22 protein-coding genes are annotated in these 22,151 nt (G+C 61.8%); 18 read left to right on the forward strand and 4 right to left on the reverse strand.

Going from position 1 to position 22,151, the window contains the following annotated elements; genetic code table 11:
• Positions 1–440: 440 nt before the first annotated feature.
• Complete coding sequence (locus GM910_RS13905; protein ID WP_159588167.1) at positions 441–1,457, reverse strand: LacI family DNA-binding transcriptional regulator; 1,017 nt, start codon at positions 1,455–1,457, stop codon at positions 441–443.
• A 330-nt stretch (positions 1,458–1,787) separates the two neighbouring features.
• On the opposite strand from GM910_RS13905, the gene GM910_RS13910 reads away from it, so the two are divergent.
• From GM910_RS13910 to GM910_RS13980, 15 genes are all read left to right on the forward strand, one after another.
• Positions 1,788–3,404, forward strand: coding sequence for an extracellular solute-binding protein (locus GM910_RS13910; protein ID WP_159588169.1), 1,617 nt, complete (start codon positions 1,788–1,790; stop codon positions 3,402–3,404).
• 86 nt (positions 3,405–3,490) lie between these two features.
• Complete coding sequence (locus tag GM910_RS13915) at positions 3,491–4,351, forward strand: carbohydrate ABC transporter permease (RefSeq protein ID WP_159588171.1); 861 nt, start codon at positions 3,491–3,493, stop codon at positions 4,349–4,351.
• Positions 4,348–5,313, forward strand: coding sequence for a carbohydrate ABC transporter permease (locus tag GM910_RS13920; protein WP_159588173.1), 966 nt, complete (start codon positions 4,348–4,350; stop codon positions 5,311–5,313). The genes GM910_RS13915 and GM910_RS13920 overlap by 4 nt, the downstream gene beginning before the upstream one ends.
• Before the next feature lie 4 nt (positions 5,314–5,317).
• On the forward strand, positions 5,318–6,412 hold the full coding sequence (locus tag GM910_RS13925; protein WP_159588175.1) for an ABC transporter ATP-binding protein: 1,095 nt from the start codon (positions 5,318–5,320) through the stop codon (positions 6,410–6,412).
• Between the two features lie 3 nt (positions 6,413–6,415).
• Positions 6,416–7,483, forward strand: a complete 1,068-nt coding sequence (locus GM910_RS13930) for an ABC transporter ATP-binding protein (RefSeq protein WP_159588177.1) — start codon at positions 6,416–6,418, stop codon at positions 7,481–7,483.
• Between the two features lie 20 nt (positions 7,484–7,503).
• On the forward strand, positions 7,504–8,595 hold the full coding sequence (locus tag GM910_RS13935; RefSeq protein ID WP_159588179.1) for a Gfo/Idh/MocA family protein: 1,092 nt from the start codon (positions 7,504–7,506) through the stop codon (positions 8,593–8,595).
• Positions 8,596–8,617: 22 nt separating this feature from the next.
• Positions 8,618–9,532, forward strand: coding sequence for a sugar phosphate isomerase/epimerase family protein (locus tag GM910_RS13940; RefSeq protein WP_159588181.1), 915 nt, complete (start codon positions 8,618–8,620; stop codon positions 9,530–9,532).
• A gap of 104 nt (positions 9,533–9,636) precedes the next feature.
• On the forward strand, positions 9,637–10,818 hold the full coding sequence (locus GM910_RS13945; RefSeq protein ID WP_159588183.1) for an aldose 1-epimerase family protein: 1,182 nt from the start codon (positions 9,637–9,639) through the stop codon (positions 10,816–10,818).
• Positions 10,815–11,603 (forward strand): SDR family NAD(P)-dependent oxidoreductase, encoded by a 789-nt coding sequence (locus GM910_RS13950; RefSeq protein WP_159588185.1) that lies wholly within the window; start codon positions 10,815–10,817, stop codon positions 11,601–11,603. The genes GM910_RS13945 and GM910_RS13950 overlap by 4 nt, the downstream gene beginning before the upstream one ends.
• A gap of 16 nt (positions 11,604–11,619) precedes the next feature.
• Positions 11,620–12,816, forward strand: coding sequence for a CaiB/BaiF CoA transferase family protein (locus GM910_RS13955; protein ID WP_159588187.1), 1,197 nt, complete (start codon positions 11,620–11,622; stop codon positions 12,814–12,816).
• The gene (locus tag GM910_RS13960) at positions 12,816–13,967 is read left to right on the forward strand and encodes an ABC transporter substrate-binding protein (RefSeq protein WP_159588189.1); all 1,152 of its coding nucleotides are present in this window, start codon (positions 12,816–12,818) and stop codon (positions 13,965–13,967) included. Before GM910_RS13955 ends, GM910_RS13960 begins: the two co-directional genes overlap by 1 nt.
• Complete coding sequence (locus tag GM910_RS13965; protein ID WP_159588191.1) at positions 13,968–14,738, forward strand: enoyl-CoA hydratase/isomerase family protein; 771 nt, start codon at positions 13,968–13,970, stop codon at positions 14,736–14,738.
• Positions 14,739–14,790: 52 nt separating this feature from the next.
• Complete coding sequence (locus tag GM910_RS13970) at positions 14,791–15,717, forward strand: sugar ABC transporter substrate-binding protein (protein WP_159588193.1); 927 nt, start codon at positions 14,791–14,793, stop codon at positions 15,715–15,717.
• 79 nt (positions 15,718–15,796) lie between these two features.
• Positions 15,797–16,774, forward strand: coding sequence for an ABC transporter permease (locus GM910_RS13975; protein ID WP_159588295.1), 978 nt, complete (start codon positions 15,797–15,799; stop codon positions 16,772–16,774).
• 4 nt (positions 16,775–16,778) lie between these two features.
• Positions 16,779–17,573, forward strand: coding sequence for an ATP-binding cassette domain-containing protein (locus GM910_RS13980; RefSeq protein WP_159588195.1), 795 nt, complete (start codon positions 16,779–16,781; stop codon positions 17,571–17,573).
• A 41-nt stretch (positions 17,574–17,614) separates the two neighbouring features.
• Here the strand turns inward: GM910_RS13980 and GM910_RS13985 are convergent, their stop codons facing one another.
• Complete coding sequence (locus tag GM910_RS13985; RefSeq protein WP_159588197.1) at positions 17,615–19,024, reverse strand: aminotransferase-like domain-containing protein; 1,410 nt, start codon at positions 19,022–19,024, stop codon at positions 17,615–17,617.
• A 107-nt stretch (positions 19,025–19,131) separates the two neighbouring features.
• Between GM910_RS13985 and GM910_RS13990 the strand changes: the two genes are divergently transcribed.
• Positions 19,132–19,995 (forward strand): DMT family transporter, encoded by an 864-nt coding sequence (locus GM910_RS13990; RefSeq protein ID WP_159588199.1) that lies wholly within the window; start codon positions 19,132–19,134, stop codon positions 19,993–19,995.
• Positions 19,996–20,338: 343 nt separating this feature from the next.
• On the opposite strand, the gene GM910_RS13995 is transcribed toward GM910_RS13990, so the two are convergent.
• Complete coding sequence (locus GM910_RS13995) at positions 20,339–20,494, reverse strand: hypothetical protein (RefSeq protein WP_159588201.1); 156 nt, start codon at positions 20,492–20,494, stop codon at positions 20,339–20,341.
• 326 nt (positions 20,495–20,820) lie between these two features.
• Here GM910_RS13995 and GM910_RS14000 point away from each other — a divergent pair, with 326 nt between their 5' ends.
• Positions 20,821–21,069: a ParB N-terminal domain-containing protein gene (locus GM910_RS14000; RefSeq protein WP_159588203.1), complete on the forward strand. Its 249-nt coding sequence runs from the start codon at positions 20,821–20,823 to the stop codon at positions 21,067–21,069.
• A 309-nt stretch (positions 21,070–21,378) separates the two neighbouring features.
• Here GM910_RS14000 and GM910_RS26950 read toward each other — a convergent pair whose 3' ends face one another.
• Positions 21,379–21,525: a hypothetical protein gene (locus GM910_RS26950; RefSeq protein WP_201285502.1), complete on the reverse strand. Its 147-nt coding sequence runs from the start codon at positions 21,523–21,525 to the stop codon at positions 21,379–21,381.
• 300 nt (positions 21,526–21,825) lie between these two features.
• Here GM910_RS26950 and GM910_RS14005 point away from each other — a divergent pair, with 300 nt between their 5' ends.
• A complete protein-coding gene (locus GM910_RS14005) occupies positions 21,826–22,140 on the forward strand; it encodes a co-chaperone GroES (protein ID WP_159588205.1) in 315 nt (104 codons plus the stop codon).
• Positions 22,141–22,151: the final 11 nt, after the last annotated feature.

Genomic DNA, 22,151 nt, shown 5'->3' on the forward strand with positions numbered 1-22,151 from the left:
TTGAAACCTCCCAGCATCCGCGTAGCCGCGAGGAAGAGGCAGCCAAAGCCCGCGCCAGGGCGGCAATTCGCTTTGCATGACCAGCAGTTATGTCGATCCGTGTAGTCACCACGCACGGAAGCTTTCATGAGCTTTTCCCCACGCGGTCTGGACGTGATGGTCCCCACCGTAATTTCCCCAAAAGAGGCGGCGGCCCGCTTAACAAATCTTGCCGAGGAAGATGCGCTCTGACCTGGATTCCCAGTGGCTGCCGGCATGAGCTATCAGAGAGTGCCCATAAGGTGGTCCGTCGAACAGGCGGCGCAGATTCTAGTGGATCCGCAATGGTCGAGCCACGGTCCTCGGCATAGACTGTTCGCGGGTTCCGCACCTGCCGCATGAAGAAGCCAACGGCAAGGTTCGCTTTGGGCCATGAGCGCCGATTGGCCTCACGCGAGTGACTAGACCTCGGGGATGTTCTCGCGGAATATCACCTGAAGGCGGGGCAGGTGCTGCTCTCCCGGAAGGCCTCTTATACTGTTGCTTAAAATGTTCAGCGCCTCGCGGGCTTCTACACGCGGGTTCTGGTCGATTACCGCGTCCAGCGTGCCATTGAGCAACAGGGCCTTGTTTTGTTCCGTCAGTTCGTGCCCCACAAAGACGACGCTCCCTTGGAGAGATCGGTCTTTCAGTGCTCGTGCAATTCCCTGGTTTCCGGCGCCTATGTTGTAGATCCCGGCAAGGTCGGCGTGCCGCTCGAGCAGATTGGCCGCCTCAAGGAAGGCCTTTTCTCGGTCGTCCTTCATCTCCCGTAGCTCGACCACCTCAAGATTTGGAAATTCCTCCGCCAAGATGTGGCGGAAGCCCATCTCGCGTTCCTCATGGCCGCGATAGGACAAAGAGCCAGCAAATAGCGCGACTTTCCGCCCACCGGACGCGCCGAGGAAGCGGCCAAGCAGATACCCCGCCAGGCGACCCGCCGCGCGGTTGTCGATACCGATATAGGTTACACGCGGGACGTGTAGAATGTCGGAAGCCAGAGTTACCACTTTGATGCCGGCACCGGAGAGGCCTCGTATGGCCTCGCGTACGGTCGGGTGGTCGAGCGCAATGACCCCGACGCCTTCCGCCCGCCCGTGCAGATCGTTTAGTGCACGAGCTAGGCTGTCTGGATTGAAGCCCTCGATCGTCTCAACGTGCACGTCAAGGTCCGGCCGGGTCGCCCCCTGCGCCTCGATCTGATGGTGGAGGTTTTTGATATAGGTATTAGTGCCGGCGGGCAGGACAAAGGCGAGCCTGACCTGGGCGCCCGCCGGAAACGTCACTGCGGAATCGGCAATGTAGCCAAGACGCCGCGCCGTCTCCAAGACGATCTCCTTGGTGCGGTTTCTCACGCCCGCCCGGTTGTTGAGGACGCGATCGACCGTGGCGCTGGAGACGCCTGCCTCTCGGGCTATGTCCTGCAGCGTTGAACGCATGTTCTGCAATTCCTTTCTACGCTCCGCTGCCGATGGTGAGCCTCCGATTCGGGGCGGCAGGAAGCTTTGATGTTAAATGAGGCAATCTGGTCCGCGCGTTCAAGGGCAACGTCGGAATCTTCACGCCTATCGTCGAATTCGATCGGCAGATCGCCTCAAATTCTTGCATGAACTAGATGCCTCCGCTGCAAAGTGGCCCGCTTTATCACCACATGACGATAAATGATATTTTATGAGTTAAAATGATGTTGACTCTGATGATATTTGCCGTCAATATCGATCATGCCAAAGTCGCAGATGAGGTGTGGCTTTGCAGGGGAGGAGTTTCCAATGGCAGAACATATCCGCATGTCGCGGCGGCGCCTCTTGGCGTCTGCGGGCCAGGCGGCGGCGGTGGTCGCCGCGGGAGGAATTGCGCCGCACTTCATTCGTCCGGGTCGTGCCCTGGCAGCCGACGCATTGGCGCCGGGCATGATCGGCGGACCCACGGGCTTCGAGGGTGCCGAGCGCTATCAATATGGGCCCGACACGCCGGAGGGCAGGGCCATCGAGGCCGTCAAGGAGATGAAGGGTGCGGGCAGCGCGCCTGCCAGGATCGTTCTCGGCCTGTCTGACGGTTCGATCGGCCAGCTTACCCAGCCCTTCCCCGAAGGCGCGCCCTCGATCAAGGAGTTATGGGAGAGGGAGACCGGCATTCCGCTTGAAGTCGTCGGCGTGCCCAACGGCCAGGAATTCACCAAGACGATGCAGGACATCTCCACCAACGGCGGGGCCTTCGACATCTATGCGGTGGAGTGGAACCGTCTGGGCGACCTGGCCGAGACAGGTGGCATCGTCAATCTCGACGACTTCGTTGAGAAGCACGGGCCGGAATGGGACGACCCCGAGCGCGGCTATGTCAATGGCAAGAAGGGTGTGTCGCTGCTCAACCAGTATCGCGGCTCGACTTACGGCGTGTCCCTCGACGGCGATTTCCAGACCTGGGTCTACCGTACCGATCTTTTCGAAGACGATACCGAGAAGAAGGCTTTTGCTGACAGGCACGGCCGTGAGCTGACCCTGCCGACGACGTGGCAGGAGTTCGACGAGGTGGCCGCCTTCTTTCATCGCCCAGATCAGGGCCTGTTCGGCTCCACGGATCTGCGCAACCAGGGCTGGGGCTATACCAACTGGTATCAGCGCTTCGTCTCCATGGGGGCGCCCAACCAGTACCTTTTCGACGATGCCGGTGCCGCCCTTATCAATTCCGAGGCCGGCATGAAGGCAACGGAAGAGTATGTCGCTTCGCTGACCCACCATTCGCCGGACGCGATCTCCTGGGGTTGGCCGGAGCAGTACGGCAATTTCGCCTCCGGCGGTGCCGCCATGACATGCGCCTTCTCCAACCTGCCCAAGTTCCTCGACAATCCCAGCAATCAGGGCTCCGAGGTCACGGGCAAGGTCGGTTCGATGCTGCCGCCGGGACGCGCGATCGACGGGAACCTCGTGCGTCGTTCGGTGCTCTGGCTCAATCTTTCCGCCTCCGTCTCTTCCCAGAGCGCGCATCCGGAGGCCTGCTATCTGTTCCTGCAGTGGCTTGGTTCAAGCCGGATCTACGCATGGATGACGGCCAATCCCGGCGGCTATTTCGATCCGTTCCGGCTGTCGGATTTCTCCGACCCGCTGGTGCGCCAGACATACCACGCCTACCACATGGACGTGGTGCGCCAGACGGTGCAGCGCACGGTTCCCACGATTAACTATCCGGGCGCTACCGCCTTCCACAACGCGCTCGACGAGAATCTCATGGCCGCGCTGACGAAGTCGAAGACGCCGGAACAGGCCATGGCCGACACCGAGCGGCAATGGCAGCGGATCGCCCGCCGCGTGGGCGAGGAGAAGCTGCTCGAGGCGATCAAGACCAACAAGGAAGCCTGGCCGACCGTGCTCGATCCCGTCGGCACGTGAGTTTCCCAAGGCTCAACGGGCCCGCCTTGCGGGAGGGGCGTCATGCTCCTCCCGCCTCTCAACAAGAGTTGCATTAGCGTTTGACGATGACACGTTCGCCCGCCTTTGAAATCTTTCGCTACACTGTAATCCTGCTGGCGCTGTCCGTCACGCTCATCCCCACGCTGTGGATGACGTCCATGGCCTTCAAGCCGATCCCTGAATGGTCGGCCTCCGGTGCGGATCTGACGTGGTGGCCCAACGAGCCGACGCTCGACAATTTCCGCTTCATTTTTGGTGAATCCAGCAGCGAGCTCATCGTGGCGCTCGACCGCACTGCGGGCAAGCCAATCCTGGCCTCACTGCTTTCCGCCGTCTTCGGGACGCTCATCGCAATGATCAGCGGCACGTCGGCTGCCTACGGCCTGTCGCGCTTCGGCGCCGGTCAGAGCCTGCCGCTGGCGCTGACGCAGCTTCGTCTTTTCCCGCCGCTGGCGGTCATGATCCCGGTCATGATCATGTGGGCCTTCCTGGGTCTGACGGACACCTGGTGGGGGCTGGCGCTGGTCTATGGAATCGTCACGCTGCCCTTCGCCTTCTGGCTCATGAAGACGTTCTTCGACGACATGCCCTACGAAATCGAGGAGGCCGCACTGGTCGAAGGCTGTTCGCGCTTTCGCGTCTTCATGCGGGTCACGCTGCCGATGATGCGGGCGCCGCTGGCAAGCTCCGCGCTCTTCGTGTTCATTCTCAACTGGTCCGACTATCTGATCGCCCTTCTGTTGACGACGCGCGAGTGGGTGACGATCCCGGTCTACATGGCTTCGCTCTCCTCCTCCATGACGGGCCAGCTCTACGGCGCCAAGGCCGCCCTCGGGCTAATCGCGGCCGTGCCACCGGTAATCCTCGGGATCGCCATCCAGCGCCATCTTGTGCGCGGGCTTACCTTCGGGGCTCTGAAGCAATGAGCCTATCCGTCAGCACGAAGGAGGAGGCCGAGATGGTTGTCGTCGATGCCGCAGGCGGGGGAGGCCGGCAGGATGAGGAAAGCCGCCGCCTCGGTTTCGCGCTTACCGTTCCGGCTCAGATGCTGGTGCTCTTCATCGCCGCCTTTCCGCTTCTCATGCAGGCTTATATCAGCCTCACCGATTGGTCACCGCTCGACGGCATCGGCTGGTGGCGCGCCTGGGAGCTGTGGAACGGCTTTGCCAACTATTCCGATCTTGCAACCGACAACCGCTTCTGGGGGGCGTTGGGGCGCACGATCATCGTCATGGCGATCTGCGTACCCGCCGAGTTCTTGCTCGGCTTCGGCCTGGCGATCCTCTTCACCGGCAACTTCGTCGGCCGCCGTTTCTTCTACTCCGTACTCTTGATGCCCATGATGGTGGTGCCCGCCGTCGCCGGCTACATGTTCTTCATGCTCTTCCAATCGGGCGGGCCGGTAAACGACATCCTTTCCGCGATTATCGGTTCCCCGGTCCAGATCGCCTGGCTGTCGGACCCGGACCTGGCGCTCTTCGCGGTCATCGCTTCCGACATCTGGCAGTGGACGCCGCTGATGTTCTTGATCCTTCTGGCGGGCCTGCTGGGCGTGCCCGAAGACCAGCTCAAGGCCGCCACGCTGCTTGGCGCATCCTGGTGGCAGCGCTTCGTGACCATCGTCCTGCCGCGCATGAAGACCATCATCGTCATCGCACTTGCCATCCGCGTGATCGAGAATTTCAAGGTCTTCGACACCTTCTACATCATGACGGGCGGCGGCCCGGGCGTGGCGACCGAAACCATCTCGATCTTCATCTACAAGGTGACGACGCAGGAACTGGTGTGGGGTTATGTCGCCGCGATCGGCCTGACGATCCTCATCGTTCTCTCCGTCGTGGCAGGCGTCGCCATCAAGTATATGTCCGCGCAGCGGCGGGAGGCATGAGGCGATGACGGCGATCCACCTCGAAGGCCTGGTCAAGAGATTTGGCGATTTCACCGCGCTGAGGGCTATGGACCTGGAAATCAGGGACGGCGAGTTCATGGCGCTGCTGGGACCGTCCGGCTGCGGCAAGTCGACGACTATGAACATGATTGCCGGCATGGAAGCGCCGACGCAGGGGCGCATCCTGTTCGACGACCGCGACATGGCCAGCGTACCGATGGGACAGCGCGGCGTCGGCTTCGTATTCCAGAACTACGCCATCTTCACGCACATGACCGTGCGGCAGAACCTCGCCTACGGGCTCAAGATGCGCGGCATGCCGCGGGCGGAGATCGACAAGCGCGTCGGCGCCGTCGCCGAACTCCTACAACTCACGTCGCTTCTCGACAGGCCGTCGGCGAAGCTTTCGGTCAACATTCTCCAGCGTCTTGCGATCGGCCGTTCGGCCATCATCGAACCGGCGATATTCCTGCTCGATGAACCGCTGTCGAATGTCGATGCGGCCTTCCGCGCCGTCATGCGCACCGAATTGAGGCACCTTCAGCACGCCTTCCGCCAGACGATGGTCTATGTCACGCACGACCAGCTCGAGGCGATGACCATGGCCGACCGCATCGCGGTGATGGACCACGGCGTGCTGCAGCAGGTGGGCACTCCGCTCGAGGTCTACAACAATCCTGCCAACGTCTTCGTTGCCCGGTTCATCGGCTCGCCCGGCATGAACCTGCTCAAAGGCCGCCTGGCCGACAGCGACCGCGGGCCAGTGGTCGACCTAGGGCAGCTTGGTGCGACACCGCCGCTGCCCGACGCGCTGGCAGCTGCCGCGCGAACGGCTGGTGCGGAGGAAGTTTTTTATTGCTTCCGCCCGGAGGAGATATCCATTGCGCGAGAGGGAAGGGGGCTGGCGATGCCGGTCACTTTCGTGGAGCGCATCGGCGCGCGCACCATCGTGCACCTGGGCGAGGGCGAAGAAACGGCAAAGGCGGTTTTCGACAATGATGTCGGCCTTTCGGCCGGCGAGACCGCAGTGATCAGCGCCAACGAAGAAACCGTCCGGCTCTTCGACGCTGCGAGCGGCCAGGCAATCGGGAGCGCTTGAGCCATGGCCGATATCACCTTTCGCAACGTCACCAAGCGCTACGGCGAGACGATTGCAGTCAGGAACACTTCCTTCACCATCGAGAACAACGAGTTCTTCTGCTTCTTCGGGCCGCCGCTCTCCGGAAAATCGACGATCCTACGTCTCATCCTTGGTCTGGAGACGCCGGATGAAGGCGAGATCCTCATTGGCGGGCAGCCGGTGAACGGCGTTTCACCGGCCGCCCGAAACGTGGCGATGGTGTTCCAGAAGCTGGCGCTGTTTCCGCACATGACGGCGCGCGACAACGTGCGTTTCCCGCTCGTGGAGCGCAAGCAACCGGAAGCACAGATCGTGGCTCGCGTGGCGGAGGTGGCAGAGAAGCTTCATATCGGACACATCCTGCACAAGCCGCCGGCACAGCTTTCCGGCGGTGAGCGTCAGCGCGTGGCCATCGCGCGCGCCCTGGTGCGCGATCCCGCCGCCTATTTGATGGACGATCCTATCTCCGCACTCGACGCGCGGCTGCGTGAAGAGACGCGCGTCGAGCTCAAGCGCATCCAGCGCGAGCTCGGCAAGACGCTGATCTATGTAACGCACGACCAGGAGGAGGCGATGTCGATCGCCGACAGGATGGCGATCCTGGAGGAGGGCGCGGTCAGCCAGGTGGGCACCCCGGTCGAAATCTACGACGGCCCGGCCAACGAATATGTCGCCCGGCTCCTGGGCTCGCCGATGATGAACATCGTGCCGGCGCTTCTCGATGCAAGCCGCAATTCGTTTGAGGCGGCGGGCGGCGCCATCCGCCTGCCCGCCGGGGTTGTCCCGGAGGAGACGTCCAATCTGGGCATCCGGCCAGAGAACCTGAAGGTCGCGCCGTGGACCGACCGGGGAGAGGGCCAGCCAGTGACGGTCTTCGAGGTCGAGCCGCTCGGCGGCCATACGGTCGTGACGCTGGAAGCAGGCGGGCAGATGCTGAAGGCGCTGATGCGGGGCCAACCGCAGATTGCGGCGGATTCGCTTGTCGCGCTGACCTGCAGCCCCGAGCAGATGCACTTTTTTGGAACGTCGGGCGAGACGCTTGCCCGCTGAAGACGGAATCGGAGGAGGACATGGCACAAGCCCAAAGTTTCAAGCCGGATGTAGAGGTGCGCTGCCGCGATTTCACCATCGGCTGCATCGGCGCCGGCATGATCATGGCCGAATGCCATCTGGCAGCCTATCAGGAAGCGGACTTCAAGGTGGGGGCGATCGCATCGCGCACCAGGGCGAATGCACAGAAGGTGGCGGAGCGCTACGGCATTCCATCGGTACACGACACACCGGAGGCGCTGATCGAAGATCCGTCCGTCGAGATCATCGATCTCGCTTTTCCGCCGGACCAGCAGCCCGCCCTCATCCGCCACGCGCTCACGCAGCCGCACATCAAGGCGATCCTGGCGCAAAAGCCACTGGCGTTGTCGCTGGATGAGGCGATCAAGCTTCGCGACGAGGCGAAGGCGGCGGGCAAGATCCTCTCTGTCAACCAGAACATGCGCTACGACCAGTCGATACGCGTGCTCAAGCAGATTCTCGACAACCGCGAACTCGGCGAGCTCATCTTTGCGCAGATCGACATGCACGCGATTCCGCACTGGCAGACCTTCCTTGAGGACTACGACCGGCTGACGCTCTCCAACATGAGCGTTCATCACCTGGACGCGCTGCGTTTCCTGTTCGGCGACCCCGATGAGATCACCACTCTCACCCGCAAGGATCCGCGCACCAAGTTCGATCACTCCGACGGGATCACGGTCTCCACGCTGAAGTTCCCCTCCGGCGTGATGGCGCTTTCGCTGGAGGACGTCTGGTCGGGGCCGCGCGAGGAAGGCTACGAGGACGACCAGCATATTCGCTGGCGCGTGGAAGGCACGGCCGGCGTGGCGCGCGGCACCATCGGCTGGCCGACAGGCGCGCCGTCGACCCTTGGCTATGCGTCGACCAGGACGACGGGCGGCAGTTGGGTTGAGCCGAAATGGGAGACGATGTGGTTTCCCCACGCCTTCGTCGGCGTGATGGAACAGCTCCAATACGCAGTCAAATCCGGCGAGCCGCCGGCGCTTTCGGTGGCCGACAACGTCAAGACGATGGCGCTTGTCGAGGCCGGCTACAAATCAATCGCCGAGGGCCGCGCAGTCAGGCTTTCGGAAATTCCCACCAACTAGCTTCCAAGGGAGGACACGCACCATGATGCAGGTAGGCATTTTCACGGGATACTTTCCCTACACGCTGGAGGAGACGGCTAAGAAGATCCGCGCCCTCGACTTCAACACGGTCCAGCTCGACATGCATTTCAAGGATATGGACCTGTCGGCCGGGCAGATCACCAAGGACAAGTGCATCAAGATCCGCGAGACCTTCCGTGATCACAACCTGCCGATCTCCTGTATTTCGGGCTACACGAACATCATCCACCCCGACAAGGCGGAGCGCGAGCGGCGCGTCGGCTACCTGAAAGAGATCATCCGCCACGCACAGTATCTCGGCAGCCCCTACGTCATATCCGAGACGGGCACCTTCAACACCGAGAGCGATTGGGTGCACCATCCCAAGAACAAGACGGAAGAAGGCTTCGAGGAATGCCGCAAGGTCATCGCTGACCTCGCCCAGCACGCCTATGACCATGGCGCGATGTTCCTGCTCGAGACCTACGTCAATAATGTCGTCGGCTCGGTGGAGGAGACGGTCAGGATGTTCGCCCAGGTGGATCATCCCGGCCTCGGCCTTCTCATGGACCCGACCAACTATTTCGAGACGCACAACATCGACCAGATGGACGCAATCCTCACTCAGGTCTTCGACACGCTGTCGGACAAGATCAGGATCGGCCATGCGAAGGATGTGAAGCGCTCGGGCGACGACAAGTCCGAAAAGCATGCCGACATCGGCGACGAGGAGGCGCTGGAGAGCCATACTTTCCGCGGCGTAGGCGAGATCGAACTGCCGGCGCCGGGTCTGGGCGAACTCAACTACGACCTATATTTCCAGCGGCTTGCCAGGAAGCACCCGAACATTCCGATGATTATCGAGCATCTGGACGAGGCGGATGTGCCGCGCGCCAAGAAGTTCATCGACGGAAAGTTGAGGGCGAACGGGTTCTGATCCGGCGGCGTGGCGGTGTTGGCGCCGCCGCGCCGCTCGCAGGGCGAGGGATAAAGCAGACGAAAGGGTCGGCCGCTACCGGGCAGACAAGAGGAAGATCGACTATGGTCCAACTATACGGGGAGGCGAGGTCGCGCCGCGACATCGCAGCCAGGGCGGGTTCTTTGTCTCAATTCGCCGGCGTCCGGCTGATGACGCTGGGCGACGGGCTGGAGCGCGGCATCCGCATGCTGGAATTCCGCACAGGCACGGGCCTGCGGTTCACGGTGCTCGTCGACCGCGCGCTCGACATCGCCGACTGCGAATATCGCGGTATGGCGATCGGGTGGCATTCGCCCGCAGGCTTCCGCCATCCCGGCCTGCACGAATATGAGGGCGAGGGGGGACTGGCCTGGCTGCGCTCCTTCTCCGGCCTCATGGTCACCTGCGGCCTCGACCACATCCTTTTCATGTATGACGAGCCGGCCGACCACTACGTCTACGGTCCCCGCAAGACAGTCAGCCATTCCATCCACGGCCGGGTCGGTACGATCCCGGCCCGATTGACGGGCTATGGCGAGCGCTGGGAAGGTGACGAATGTTTCCTTTGGTGCGAAGGCGTGGTCAGCCAGGGCACGGTTTTCGGCGAGGATCTGCAACTCGTCCGCCGCATCGAGGCGAAGGTTGGCACCGACGAGATCAAGCTTTCCGACAGGGTGGTCAATCGCGGCTTCTACCGAACACCGCACATGTACTGCTACCACATCAATGTCGGCCATCCCGTGGTGGCCGAAGGCGCCCGCTATCTCGCGCCGATCAAGGACGTGGTGTGGGCCGCGCACGCAGGCGAAGACTATTGCAAGCAGAATGTCGGCTACCGCACTCTGGCCGGACCGCAGCGGAATTTTCACGAGCAGGTGTGGCAGCACGAACTGGCGGCATCCGATGAAGGCGAAGTGCCCGTCGCGGTCGTCAACGATGCACTCGGCATCGGCTTCGAGGTCGTCACCCGCAAGGAGCAGTTTCCATGCATGTATGAGTGGCAGAACCTTCAGGCCGGGCAGTATGCACTCGGCATCGAACCGTCGACCAACTACGTGCTGGGTCACGCCGCTGCCCGCGAGAGGGGTGAACTGATCTGGCTCGAGCACGGCGACGAGCGTGCCTACGACACGACATTCCGAATTCTCACCAGTGGCGACCAGATCGCGGCATCCGAGAAGCGTATCACGTCGCTCGCGGTGCAACCGGCTGAGGAGTACCCCGAACCCTCCGGACGGCATCTGCCCATTGGAGGGCGTTCATGAATCTTCAGACAAAGAAAGAGAAGGCAGGCGTGATGTCGGTCGCCGACAAGACCATTCTCTACACGGGGGCGGCCGGCGGTCTGGGTGCCGAAACAACTCTTCATTTCCTGCGTGCCGGCGCCCGTGTCGTCGCCATCGATAACGATCGCAAGAAGGTCGAGGCGCTTCTTGGAAGGGTAAAAAGCGAGGGTTTGCAGGACCTGACCATGTGCGAGGCGGATTTAGCCGACCACGCGGACCTGCGCCGGCGACTGGATGAGAAGGCAAGGGAGCTCGGCGGCTTGGACGTCGTCATCAACAACGCCGCCATCTATCCCTCGAAGCCTTTCGAGCAATATACTATCGAGGAGCACCAGGCGGTCCAGCGTGTCAATGTCGATGCCGCCATTGTGTGCGTGCAGGCGGCGCTGCCCGGCATGCGGGAAAAGGGCTGGGGCCGCATCATCAACATCGCCTCCGTCACAGCCTATGGCGGCTGGGCGAACCTTTCACCCTATGTCCAGTCGAAGGGCGCGCTGATCGGCCTGACGCGGGCGTGGGCGCGCGAGTTCGGCCAGTACGGTATCACCGTCAATGCGATCGCTCCGGGCGCCTTTCCGACCGATGCCGAGAAGATTCACCCCGACCCTAAGGGCTACACCAGGTTCGTCCTCGACCATCAGGCGGTCAAGCGGCGCGGCCATCCGCACGATATCGCCAACGCGCTGATGTTCTTCGCCTCCGAGGAGTCGGGCTTCATCACCGGACAGACGGTCAATGTCGACGGCGGCTGGGTGATGCACTGACATGAAGGACCAATCCATGGGAATTCTGAGCGGTATTCGCGTGCTCGATTGCTCAATCGCAATGGCGGGGCCTTTTGCGGCCCAGCGCCTCGGCGATCTCGGGGCAGACGTGATCAAGGTCGAGCCGGTCAAGGGGGAATGGCAGCGCCACGTCTCGGCCGGCGGCGCCAAAGGCAACCGGGTGAACGTCTCTTTCCTTTCGCTCAATCGCAACAAACGCTCGCTTGCGATCGACCTTAAGTCGGAGGAGGGGCGTAAGATCCTGCTCGACCTGGTGAAGACGGCTGATGTCTTCCTCCAGAACTACCGTCCGGGCGTCGCCAAGCGGCTTGGCGTCGACTACGAGACCCTCTTAAAACTCAATCCGCGCCTCGTCTATGTATCGATGTCGGGCTATGGCGAGAGCGGGCCTTATGTGGACCGGCCGGGACAGGACCTGGTTCTGCAGGCCATGTCCGGTGCCATGCTTTCGGCGGGGCGAAAGGGCGAAGCGCCGACGCCTGCCGGGCAATATCTGGTCGATGCTGTAACGGCCTATACCGCCTTCGAGGGCGCATTAGCGGCGCTCTTTCACCGCGAGCGGACGGGCGAGGGGCAACGCGTCGACGTCAATATGCTCGACGCCATTACGACGATTCAGATGCAGGAGCTGTCGGTCTTCACCGTCGGCGGTAAGAAGCAAGAGCGTTCTGCCGAGCCGCACGCCCACGTCTATATCCGCGCGCCCTACGGCACTTTCGCCACGAAGGACGGCTACATCGTTATCGCTTTCCCGCCCCTGAAGACGCTGGGCGAGATAATCGGCGAGGAAAGCTTCCTCACGATGGACGACGAGGTCGACAGCTGGTCGCGCCGGGATGAAATCTTCGCCAAGACACGCGAGAAGCTGACTGGGAAGACGTCTGCCGGGTGGCTTGCGCTCTTCGCCGAAGCCGATATCTGGGCGGGACCGGTCTATGGCTACGAGGATCTCGTCAATGATCCGCAGATCTCCCACAATCGAACTTTTGTCGAGTACGAGCATCCCACCGAGGGGCGGGTGAAGACGCCCGGCTTTGCCATCAAGTTCTCGAAGACGCCTTCGCGTGTCGAACGCGGTGCGCCGCTTGCCGGCGAACATACGCGCGAGGTGCTCAAGGATCTCGGCTACCCGGATGAGGAGATCGATCGCCTCGAGAGCGAAGGCATTGTCGCGACGGAACGGGCCGACTGATGCAGAGCTACCGTGGCCTCACCTGGGATCATCCGCGCGGCTACAATGCTCTGGCCGCGGCCGCCGCGCAGCTTGATCCCGGACGCGACGGGCTCGAGATCGCATGGGACAAGCAGCCACTGGAAGGCTTCGAATCTCATCCGATCGAGGACTTGTGCAGCCGCTACGACCTTGTGGTGCTTGATCACCCTCACGTCGGTGAAGCGGTGGCTGCGCAGTGCCTCATGCCACTCGAAGAGGTGTTCGACGGCGGCTTTATCCGGGAGCTCGAGAAGGCGACGATCGGCCCCTGCCTAGCCAGCTACCGTTTTGCCGGCAGACATTGGGCCCTGCCGCTGGATGCGGCAACGCAGGTCATGGCAGTGCGCACCGACCTCCTGGACGGGGACCTGCCGGCCACCTGGGAAGATGTCCGCGCGCTCTCGAAGTCGTGCGGCAAGGTCGTGCTCTCGCTGGCAGGCCCGCACGCTATTCTTTGCTACCTTTCCATCGTGACCGCGCTTGGCGAAGCACCAGCCGAGCGCGACCCGGACGTGCTTGTCTCGCGAGCAACCGGCGAGGCGGCCTTCGAACTCATGCGCGAGCTTGCAACCGGCAGCCCGCCGAGTGTCGGTGCGAAAAACCCGATCGGCATCCTCAGCCATATGGCCGAGAATGAGGACGTCATCCTCTGTCCTCTAATTTACGGCTATGTGAACTACGCAGCGCCCGAGAGGGGCCACCCGATCCGTTTCGCGAATGCGCCGCGCATTTCGCCGGAAAGCCGGCCGGGATCGACGCTCGGCGGTACCGGAATTGGAATCTCCGGCCGGTGCGCCGTGTCATCGGAGCTGAAAAAGCATCTGCAATGGCTGTTGGGTGATCACGCTCAGAGGGAATTCATTCCCTCGCATGAAGGACAGCCAAGCAGCCATTCTGCTTGGCAGGATGAGGAGGTCAACAGGCGTTGGGACAATTTCTACCGCGATACCGCCGCGACGCTTGAGGCGGCCTATGTTCGTCCGCGCCACGCCGGCTACATCGCCTTTCAAACCAAAACTTCAGCCTACCTACGCGAGGCACTCTCGCGCGGCGAAAAGTCCGCGCGGGCCGTCGATGCCATTCAGGCACTTTACGAGGAAAGCCGTCCCGTGAAGGGCGGGGAGAGATAGATGAGCGAAGACGTTCTTTTCGAGATTGACGGTCACGTCGCCACCATCACGCTCAATCGGCCGCAGAAGCTGAACGCCGTTACACCGGAAATGGCGGACGCGATCGTGGCGGCGGTGAGGGAATGCAACGATAGCGATACGATCCGTTGTGTCGTGGTGACAGGCGCAGGCGAGAAATCCTTCTGTGCCGGCTCCGATATCCGCGAGTTGGATACATACGAGACGCCCTGGCAGTTCCGTAATCGGCCGGACTATTGCGATGCCATCCGCGCACTGCTCAAGCCGTCTATCGCCGCCGTCAATGGCTATTGCTTCGGCGGCGGACTGGAGACGGCCATGTCTTGCGACATCCGCATTGCGTCGGATAACGCGCAGTTCGCGGCGCCAGAGATCAAGCTCGGCTGGATCGGGGGCGGGGGGATGGCGACCTATCTCGCGCACTCGATCGGCGCTTCCAACGCTGCATTGATGATCATGACCGGCGATCCTGTGCCGGCCGAACGCGCTCTTGCATGGAACCTTGTGAGCGAGGTCGTGCCGCAGGCTAAGCTTCTGCAACGCGCGAAAGAGATTGCCACGACCATCGCCAGTCGCGCGCCGATCGCGGCCGAGACTGCGAAGCTCAACTTGAAGGCTGCATTTACGATGCCTCTTGAGAAAGCGATCGAATACGAGCGCGACCTTCAGACGATCTGCTTTGCCACCGAGGATGCCCGTGAGGGCAGGGTGGCCTTCAAGGAAAAGCGCGCGCCGACGTTCAGGCGCCGGTGACGGGATTTGGTGCCGGGGCAGGGTCCCCGATGAGGAGTGGAGGAGAAAAGACATGAGACGATTTTTTATAGCAGCAGCCGCTGCGTTTCTGACAGCGGGCGCTTCCGGCGCCTATGCGCAGGAGCAGAGAACCTTCTATCTACTATCCCACGGCGGCGAATCCGATCCGTTCTGGATCGACTGGAACGCGGGTGCGCAATCTGCCTGCGAGCAGCTCAATGTCACCTGCAACATCTCCTTTTCCGGCGGCGATTTCGCCGTGCAGAAGGAGGCACTGAATGCGGCGATCGCGTCGGCGCCCGATGGCATCGGAACGACATCGGCCCAGCCGGGCCTGTGGACCGAAGAGGTGAAGCTCGCCCACGAAAAGGGCGTACCGATCGTTTTCTTCAACACCGATGACCCCGACACTGGCCGCGACGCCTATGTCGGCGCCAATCTCAGGCTCGCGGGGCAGATCTGGGCCAATTATCTGGTCGACAACGGACTGGTGGAGGAGGGTGATAGCGTCTTCATGCCGGTCGAGGTGCCCGGCGCCAGCTATCAGCAGCTCGAGACTGAAGGGATTGCCAGCGTCTTCGATCCGCTGGGCATCAAATACGATGTCGTCGATGCCGGCACCGACCCCGCCGGCGTCATCCAGAAAATGTCGGAGTATCTGATCGCTAACGATGTCGACGCCGTCATCGCGCTCGGCGACCTGGTCGCTGCCAGCGTGCAGCGGGTCTTCGACAATGTTGGCATGGCACCAGGCGCCGTTCCGGTAGTCGGATGGGGCAACTCCAAAGAGACGGCCAATGCGGTCAAGGATGGATACGTGAACGCGGCGCTCTGGCAGTATCCCGCACATCAGGGCTTCATGCCGGTCGCGCTACTGAAGATGGCCGCTGACGGCCAACCTATCGGCTACGATATCTTCACGCTGCAGACCTATGACAAGAACAGCGTCCAACCGATTCTCGATCTCTATGGCGAATAACACTCTTTCCGGCCCGGACAGCGATGTCCGGGCTCCAAACCGCTCTGTTAACCGCGATGGGGATGCAGGGGGGCCGTCGATGAAACACTCCCGCTGGCGCGCGCTCTTGCGCAAGCCGGAGACATCATCCTTTCTCATTCTGTGTCTGGCCGTGGTTTTCTTCACGGTTGCGAATGACAGATTCCTGTCGCCACTCAACGTGTCCAATCTGCTGGCCTTCCTGCCCGAGCTCGGTATCATCGCGCTCGGCATGACGCTGCTCCTGACCGCGGGCGAGTTCGACCTCTCGGTCGGTGCGGTCTTCGCATTCTGCCCCGTTATCTCGATGCTTCTTGTTCAGCACGCCGGCATTGATCTCGGGACGGCGCTGATCGTCGGCTTCGCGTTGACGGCAACCATCGGCGCAGCCAATGGCCTGTTCGTGACGAAGGCCGGCATTTCGTCGTTCCTCGTCACCTTGTCGATGCTGCTGCTGGTGCGCGGCTGTACGCTTTTTGCCACTCAGGGCTTTCCGCTGGCGAGCTGGAGCGGCGAGTCGATTCTGCAAATCCTGCTCGCAGGCAGCTTCTATGTCGGCGAGGTGCGGCTGCATGCATCCATCATCTGGTTCGCCGCCTTGGCTGCCCTGATGTTCTACGTGCTCAACTACTCCAAGGTGGGCAACTGGATCTCGGCCATAGGCAGCAATCGCAGCGCCGCGGTTGCTCGCGGTGTGCCTGCCGACGCCGTCAAGATCGGTCTTTTCATCGTCACCTCGCTCCTTGCGGGGCTTGCCGGCATCATCAGCTCGCTGCGAATCTCATCGGCGTCTCCGGTCGCCGGAGATCAGTACGAGCTGGAAGTCATAGCTATGGTCGTTGTCGGCGGGACAGCGCTCACCGGCGGTCGCGGCACGATCATCGGCACGATCATCGGCGTGTTCCTGTTGCGCATCATCCGCAACGGCATCGTTCTGGTCGGCGTGCCGGGTCTTGCCTTCAACATCTTTGTCGGCGGCATCATTCTCATCATGCTGATGGTGCACTCCATCGTACATAAACGGTCGATTCGGAGCTGAGATCATGGTGCGGCAGACGACACAGGAAGTGCTCAGGCTCGAAAACGTCACTAAGTCCTTCGGCAATGTGCAAGCCCTCAACGGGGTCAGCCTCGCCGTAGGCGACGGTGAGGTGGTCGCGCTCCTGGGTGACAACGGCGCAGGCAAGTCGACGCTGATCAAGGCGATCTCCGGCCTGCACGGCGTCGACAGCGGGGATATCTACATCGGCGGCAAGAAGGCGGAGATTCGCAGCGCACGGGATGCCATGAATCTGGGCATAGAGACCATCCACCAGGACAGTTCTCTGGCGGTCGATCTCAGCATAGCCCGCAACCTGTTTCTGGGGCGGGAACCGGTGCGCGCCAGCTTTCTCGGTCCGCTGGCACCGCTCGACCTTGCCCAGCTCAAACGCCAGGCATCGGAATTGCTGAAGCGGGTCGGTATCAAGAAGAACCTTGACGCCGACGCGCCGATCAGGGCGCTGTCGGGCGGCGAGCGCCAGTCGATCGCGATTTCACGCGCGATGCATTTCTTCGCCAAAATCATCATCCTTGACGAGCCGACGAACAATCTCGGTGTCGAGGAAACGCACGGCGTTCTGAACTTTATCAGGGAGGTGCGTGATGCCGGCCATACGGTCATCTATATCACTCACAATATCCATCACGTTTTCCAGGTGGCCGACCGCATCGTTATCATGCGTCAGGGCACAATCGTGGCGGATATAGACGCCGCCGACACGGACATCCTCGAGGTCGAGGCGATTATCACCGGGGCCGATCGACGCGAGCTGGCAGCCGAGGTGCGGCGAAAGTGAAAGGACTGCGGATCGCTGGCGCGACTTCCCCACTGCTAATTTCAGAGCCACCCGGACCTGTTCGCTCGCAATGCCTCGCGCAGCACATCGAAGATGCGGTCGTCGAGGGTTTGCGACACGTTGAACCGCAGGAAGCTCGTCGCGGACTGCGAGAGGCTGAACACGTTCCCCGGTGCCAGTACGACGTTCTTCGCGAGCGCGGCGCGTGCGATCTTTGCGGCGTCCAATCCGTCCGGGAGTCGGCTCCACAGAAACATGCCGGCCTGTGGTTCAATCCAGGGCTCGATGCCAATGGCTTTCAAGTTGGCCGTGACATCGAACATGGCGCGGGAGAGGCGACTGCGCAGACTATCCATGTGTTTCCGGTAGCCGCCATCGCTCAGAACGCTCAGGACCACCTCTGCGGTGAGCCGACCGCCACCGAAAGATGTGGCGATTTTCAAATCGGTCAGACCCTCGATCCATTCCGGTCGCGTCGCCACGAATCCGCAGCGTGCCGAGGCGGACAAGGTCTTGGAAAAGCTGCCGATGTGGATGACGCGGTCGAGCCCGTCGAGCGCCGCCAGACGCGGTGCCGGGGTGGGCTCGAAGTCGGCGAAGATATCGTCCTCGATGATGGTGAGAGCGAATTCATCGGCGAGCTTCAACATCCGATGAGCGATAGCCGGGGACAAAATGGCGCCAGTCGGATTGTGAATCCCGGAGTTCGTGATGTAGAGCCGGGGCCGATTTTCCGCGAGCACTTTCGCGCATCGCTCGATATCCGGACCGGACGGAGTGTAAGGGACGCCGACGATCTTGGCGCGGTGGGCGCGCAGCAGCGCATGGAAGTTGAAGTAGCATGGGTCATCGACCAGCACGGTGTCGCCAGGTTCGATCAGGAATCGGCACAGAAGGTCGATCGACTGGGTTCCGGATTCGGTCAGCATGATCTGATCGGGGGAGGCCTCGATACCGCGCTCCGCCATGCGCCGGGCGATGAGCTGGCGCAAGGGCGGCAGACCCAGCGGAGAACCGTAATCGGCCAAAGCGGCGTCGTCGGCGCGAGACAGCGACCGAAGCGCCCGTCGCAGACCGTCTTCGGGGAGCCATGAAGGCGGGAGCCATCCGCAACCCGGCTTGAGATCGTCGTCGCCCGCCTCCAGGGACTGCCGCGATACCCAAAAAGGATCTACGGCGCGGTCGAGCTTCGGGCCGATCCCCGAAAGGGACAGCGGCGCAGTCTGGCTGGCGACATAGAAACCGGAACCGGGCCGGGAGTGGATCGCACCCTCCGCCGCCAGGCGCTCATAGGCTTCGACGACTGTCGAGGTCGATACCTTCAACGTCCCGGCTAGCCCGCGGATCGATGGCAGCTTTGCACCCGGCGTCAAGCTGCGTCCCGCGATGCGCTGCCGGATCGTGGCCATCACCATCGCCACCCGGGTGCCTCCCGCCGCCTTTCGGTCCATCCGTACTGATCCTCTCACCATAACAGTTCGGCGAAACCGTATCGGACTGTTGCTGGCGATGCCAGCGGCAGCAACGGATAAGGGACGCGCAATTAACGGAGTGCGGCGTGGAACGGACGGCTAGCGGATGGATCAATGGTCTCGTTGGTGTGGTGATCTTCAGCGGGTCCCTACCTGCCACGCGCGTGGCAGTGATGCAGTTCGATCCCGTTTTCCTGACGGTTGCCCGCGCGGCCATCGCCGGCATCCTGGCGGCTTTCCTGCTGCTGGCTTTCAAGGAAAAACGCCCCACGCGCCGGGACATCACATCTCTGATGGTCGTCGCCTTGGGCGTCGTGGTCGGCTTTCCCTTGCTGACCGCGCTGGCGCTCCGGCATGTGACGTCGGCGCACTCGATCGTTTTCATTGGTCTCCTGCCACTGGCAACGGCGATCTTCGGCGGCGTTCGCGGCGGCGAGCGGCCAAAGCCGGCGTTCTGGCTCTTTTCGGTGCTGGGCAGTGCAGTGGTGGCGGGTTTCGCCTTGTCGCAGGGATTCGCGGCTTCTCCCATCGGGGATGCGCTGATGCTTGCCGCGATCATCACCTGCGGGCTGGGCTACGCCGAGGGCGCAACGCTGTCCCGGACGCTGGGCGGATGGCAGGTGATCTCTTGGGCCCTGGTGCTGTCGCTGCCGCTCATGATCGCGTTGACCATCGTCCACGTGCCGCCGACGTTCTCCAGTATCGAGGTGCCCGCCTGGATCAGCCTGGCCTACGTCTCGCTCTTCAGCATGTTGATCGGCTTCGTTTTCTGGTATCGGGGCCTGGCGCAAGGTGGCATTGCCGCGGTGGGGCAGCTTCAGCTCCTGCAGCCGTTCTTCGGACTGGCGCTGGCCGCGACCCTGCTGGACGAATCCGTGACCTGGGGGATGCTCGCCGTTACTGTCGCCGTCATTCTGTGCGTGATCGGAGCGCGAAAGTTCGCCAGATAAGATCGAGACGACAGGCGATGCACGTGCCGCCTGTTATTCCGAGATGATCCCGAAACACTCCGCACGATCATGCGACGCTGAAACCGCGCCACCGTTGCCACAGGTCAATAGGCGCACGGCTCCAGAGGAGTATGGCTCCGCCCGCTTTCCACCCAAGCGCGTCGTAGAACGCTCCGTGGCTGTACTCAAGAGTCGATCCTTTGGCCGTCTCGGTCGCGCCATAAGCTGCCCTTCATATCGATCATCCACAGCGGACCTTCATGCGAACAGCGCCGTACGGTTGGGAGGTTTGCGGCACGAGCACTCTGAACGAGCGGCTGAACATTCTGCACGACCGGCTTGTCTACTCGTCCGCACGAAGTGCGAGCACGCGACATAGCATCGAGGTCGAAATCAGCAAGGGGCTCGATGCTTTCGGCAGCACGAGCAACGCCAGTCCGCTTGCATCAAGGCCCGGCGCGGGCGCAGCGTTCGTCAAGGCTTCCTTGACGGCAAGCATAACCGTCCTGCCGACCGGTACCCTCGGTTTCAAGAACATTACGGCGTGATGCGAGATCTCGGCGACACTTCGCGACCTTCGCCGACTGGGCGGTGGTCCAGTGTGTTGGCCGGAATCCGCTTCGGCACGACACGCTTGATTTCCGAAATATCGGTCAGCCACACCCTCAGAGCCCCGCAGGGACGGCCGGAGCAGCCCACCACAAGGGCTTGGCTTCGCTCGGCAATCCGCTTCTGAGACCAGAGAGATTCATAAGCACTATGGACTCTTGCCTGAACGCGCTATCCATGGGCGAGGGCGCTTCCGCCCCTACCGTGAAGAGGCTCATGCTCCGCATTCATAAAATCAGGATCGACGACATCTATGTGCCAACCGCGCGGCGGAGGACACTGCATCCAGAGACGGCGAGGCTGCTCGCTGAAGATATCCTGGAGAACGGAATGAAAATGCCGATCCAGGTGCGTAGCGACGGCAAACGCTATGTGCTGGTCGAGGGATTGCATCGGCTCGAAGCCGTGAAGTGGCTCGGCGAAGCCGAGATCGAAGCTTATCTGGTGCAGGCGCGGAAGCATTGAGCCTTCGCGCGCGGAAGTCAGCGCCCGAACTGACGATTAGACAGAAATCAGCAGAAACCGGGACCCTGACATCGTTCGGCCAAGAGGCTGCCCAGGCAGGCATCGAGAATATCGTTTGCCAGCTTGTTCATGGCGGTAATGTTTGCATCTGCTCCGGGCTGCGGCCATCATCGGCAGTCTAGGCCAAATAGCCTGCGGCGAAGCCGTTCTCGTAAGCCGTTTGTGGCCGTCAACCTCCAAGGAGTCGGCACGCTCGGCGCCGGCGGCCAGCATTCGAGATCCGGTGTGGCCCGCGCTCACAGCCGACGCCTAGTCCGTCTCTTCAGCTTGCCTCTGGTCCGCTGCAACTGAACGCTCTTTTGCGGCCGCCTTGGTTGCCAGCTTCTCGGCTTTCTTCGCCGCCTTGATGCGGTCGCGTTCCTTGCGCTCGTGATTGTAATTCGGTGCTCGTGCCATGCTGACTCCTTCCTCTGTTCGGGCAATGAATACGGAGACAAGGTTTGAAATACAATGGCGAGCGAGACAAATCGCTGGCACGCAGGGTTTCAGCCTATGCTCGTGCGGCGAGAGATATCTCCTTCTTCAAGGCGAATGGATTCCGAAATATTTTTCTGAGAAACTTTCGATCGAAATCCTGTTGAAATGCTTGAAATATTTCTCCGCCGAAAAGATTGTTCTTGGCACTCCTGTTACCCGACTGCCAAAGAGCCTATATAAAGGTGTGGCCTCCTACACCCGGCCTCAGAAAGAACCCTCATGAAATTTCGGCCCCTCCACGACCGCGTCGTCATACGGCGCACTGAAGGCGATGACATATCCAAGGGCGGGATCATCATTCCCGACAATGCGAAGGAAAAGCCGCAGGAGGGCGAGGTGGTCGCTGTCGGCCCGGGCCTTCGCGACGAAGGCGGCAAGCTGGTTCCGCTCGATGTGAGGACAGGCGATGCCGTTCTCTTCGGCAAATGGTCGGGCACCGAGGTCAGGATCGACGGCGAGGATCTCCTGATCATGAAGGAAGCGGACGTCATGGGTATCGTCGAAATGGCCGCGGCAGCCAAAAACGCCGTCTGACCAGGCGACGT

This window comes from Chelativorans xinjiangensis, assembly GCF_009812055.1.
GTDB lineage: Bacteria > Pseudomonadota > Alphaproteobacteria > Rhizobiales > Rhizobiaceae > Chelativorans > Chelativorans xinjiangense.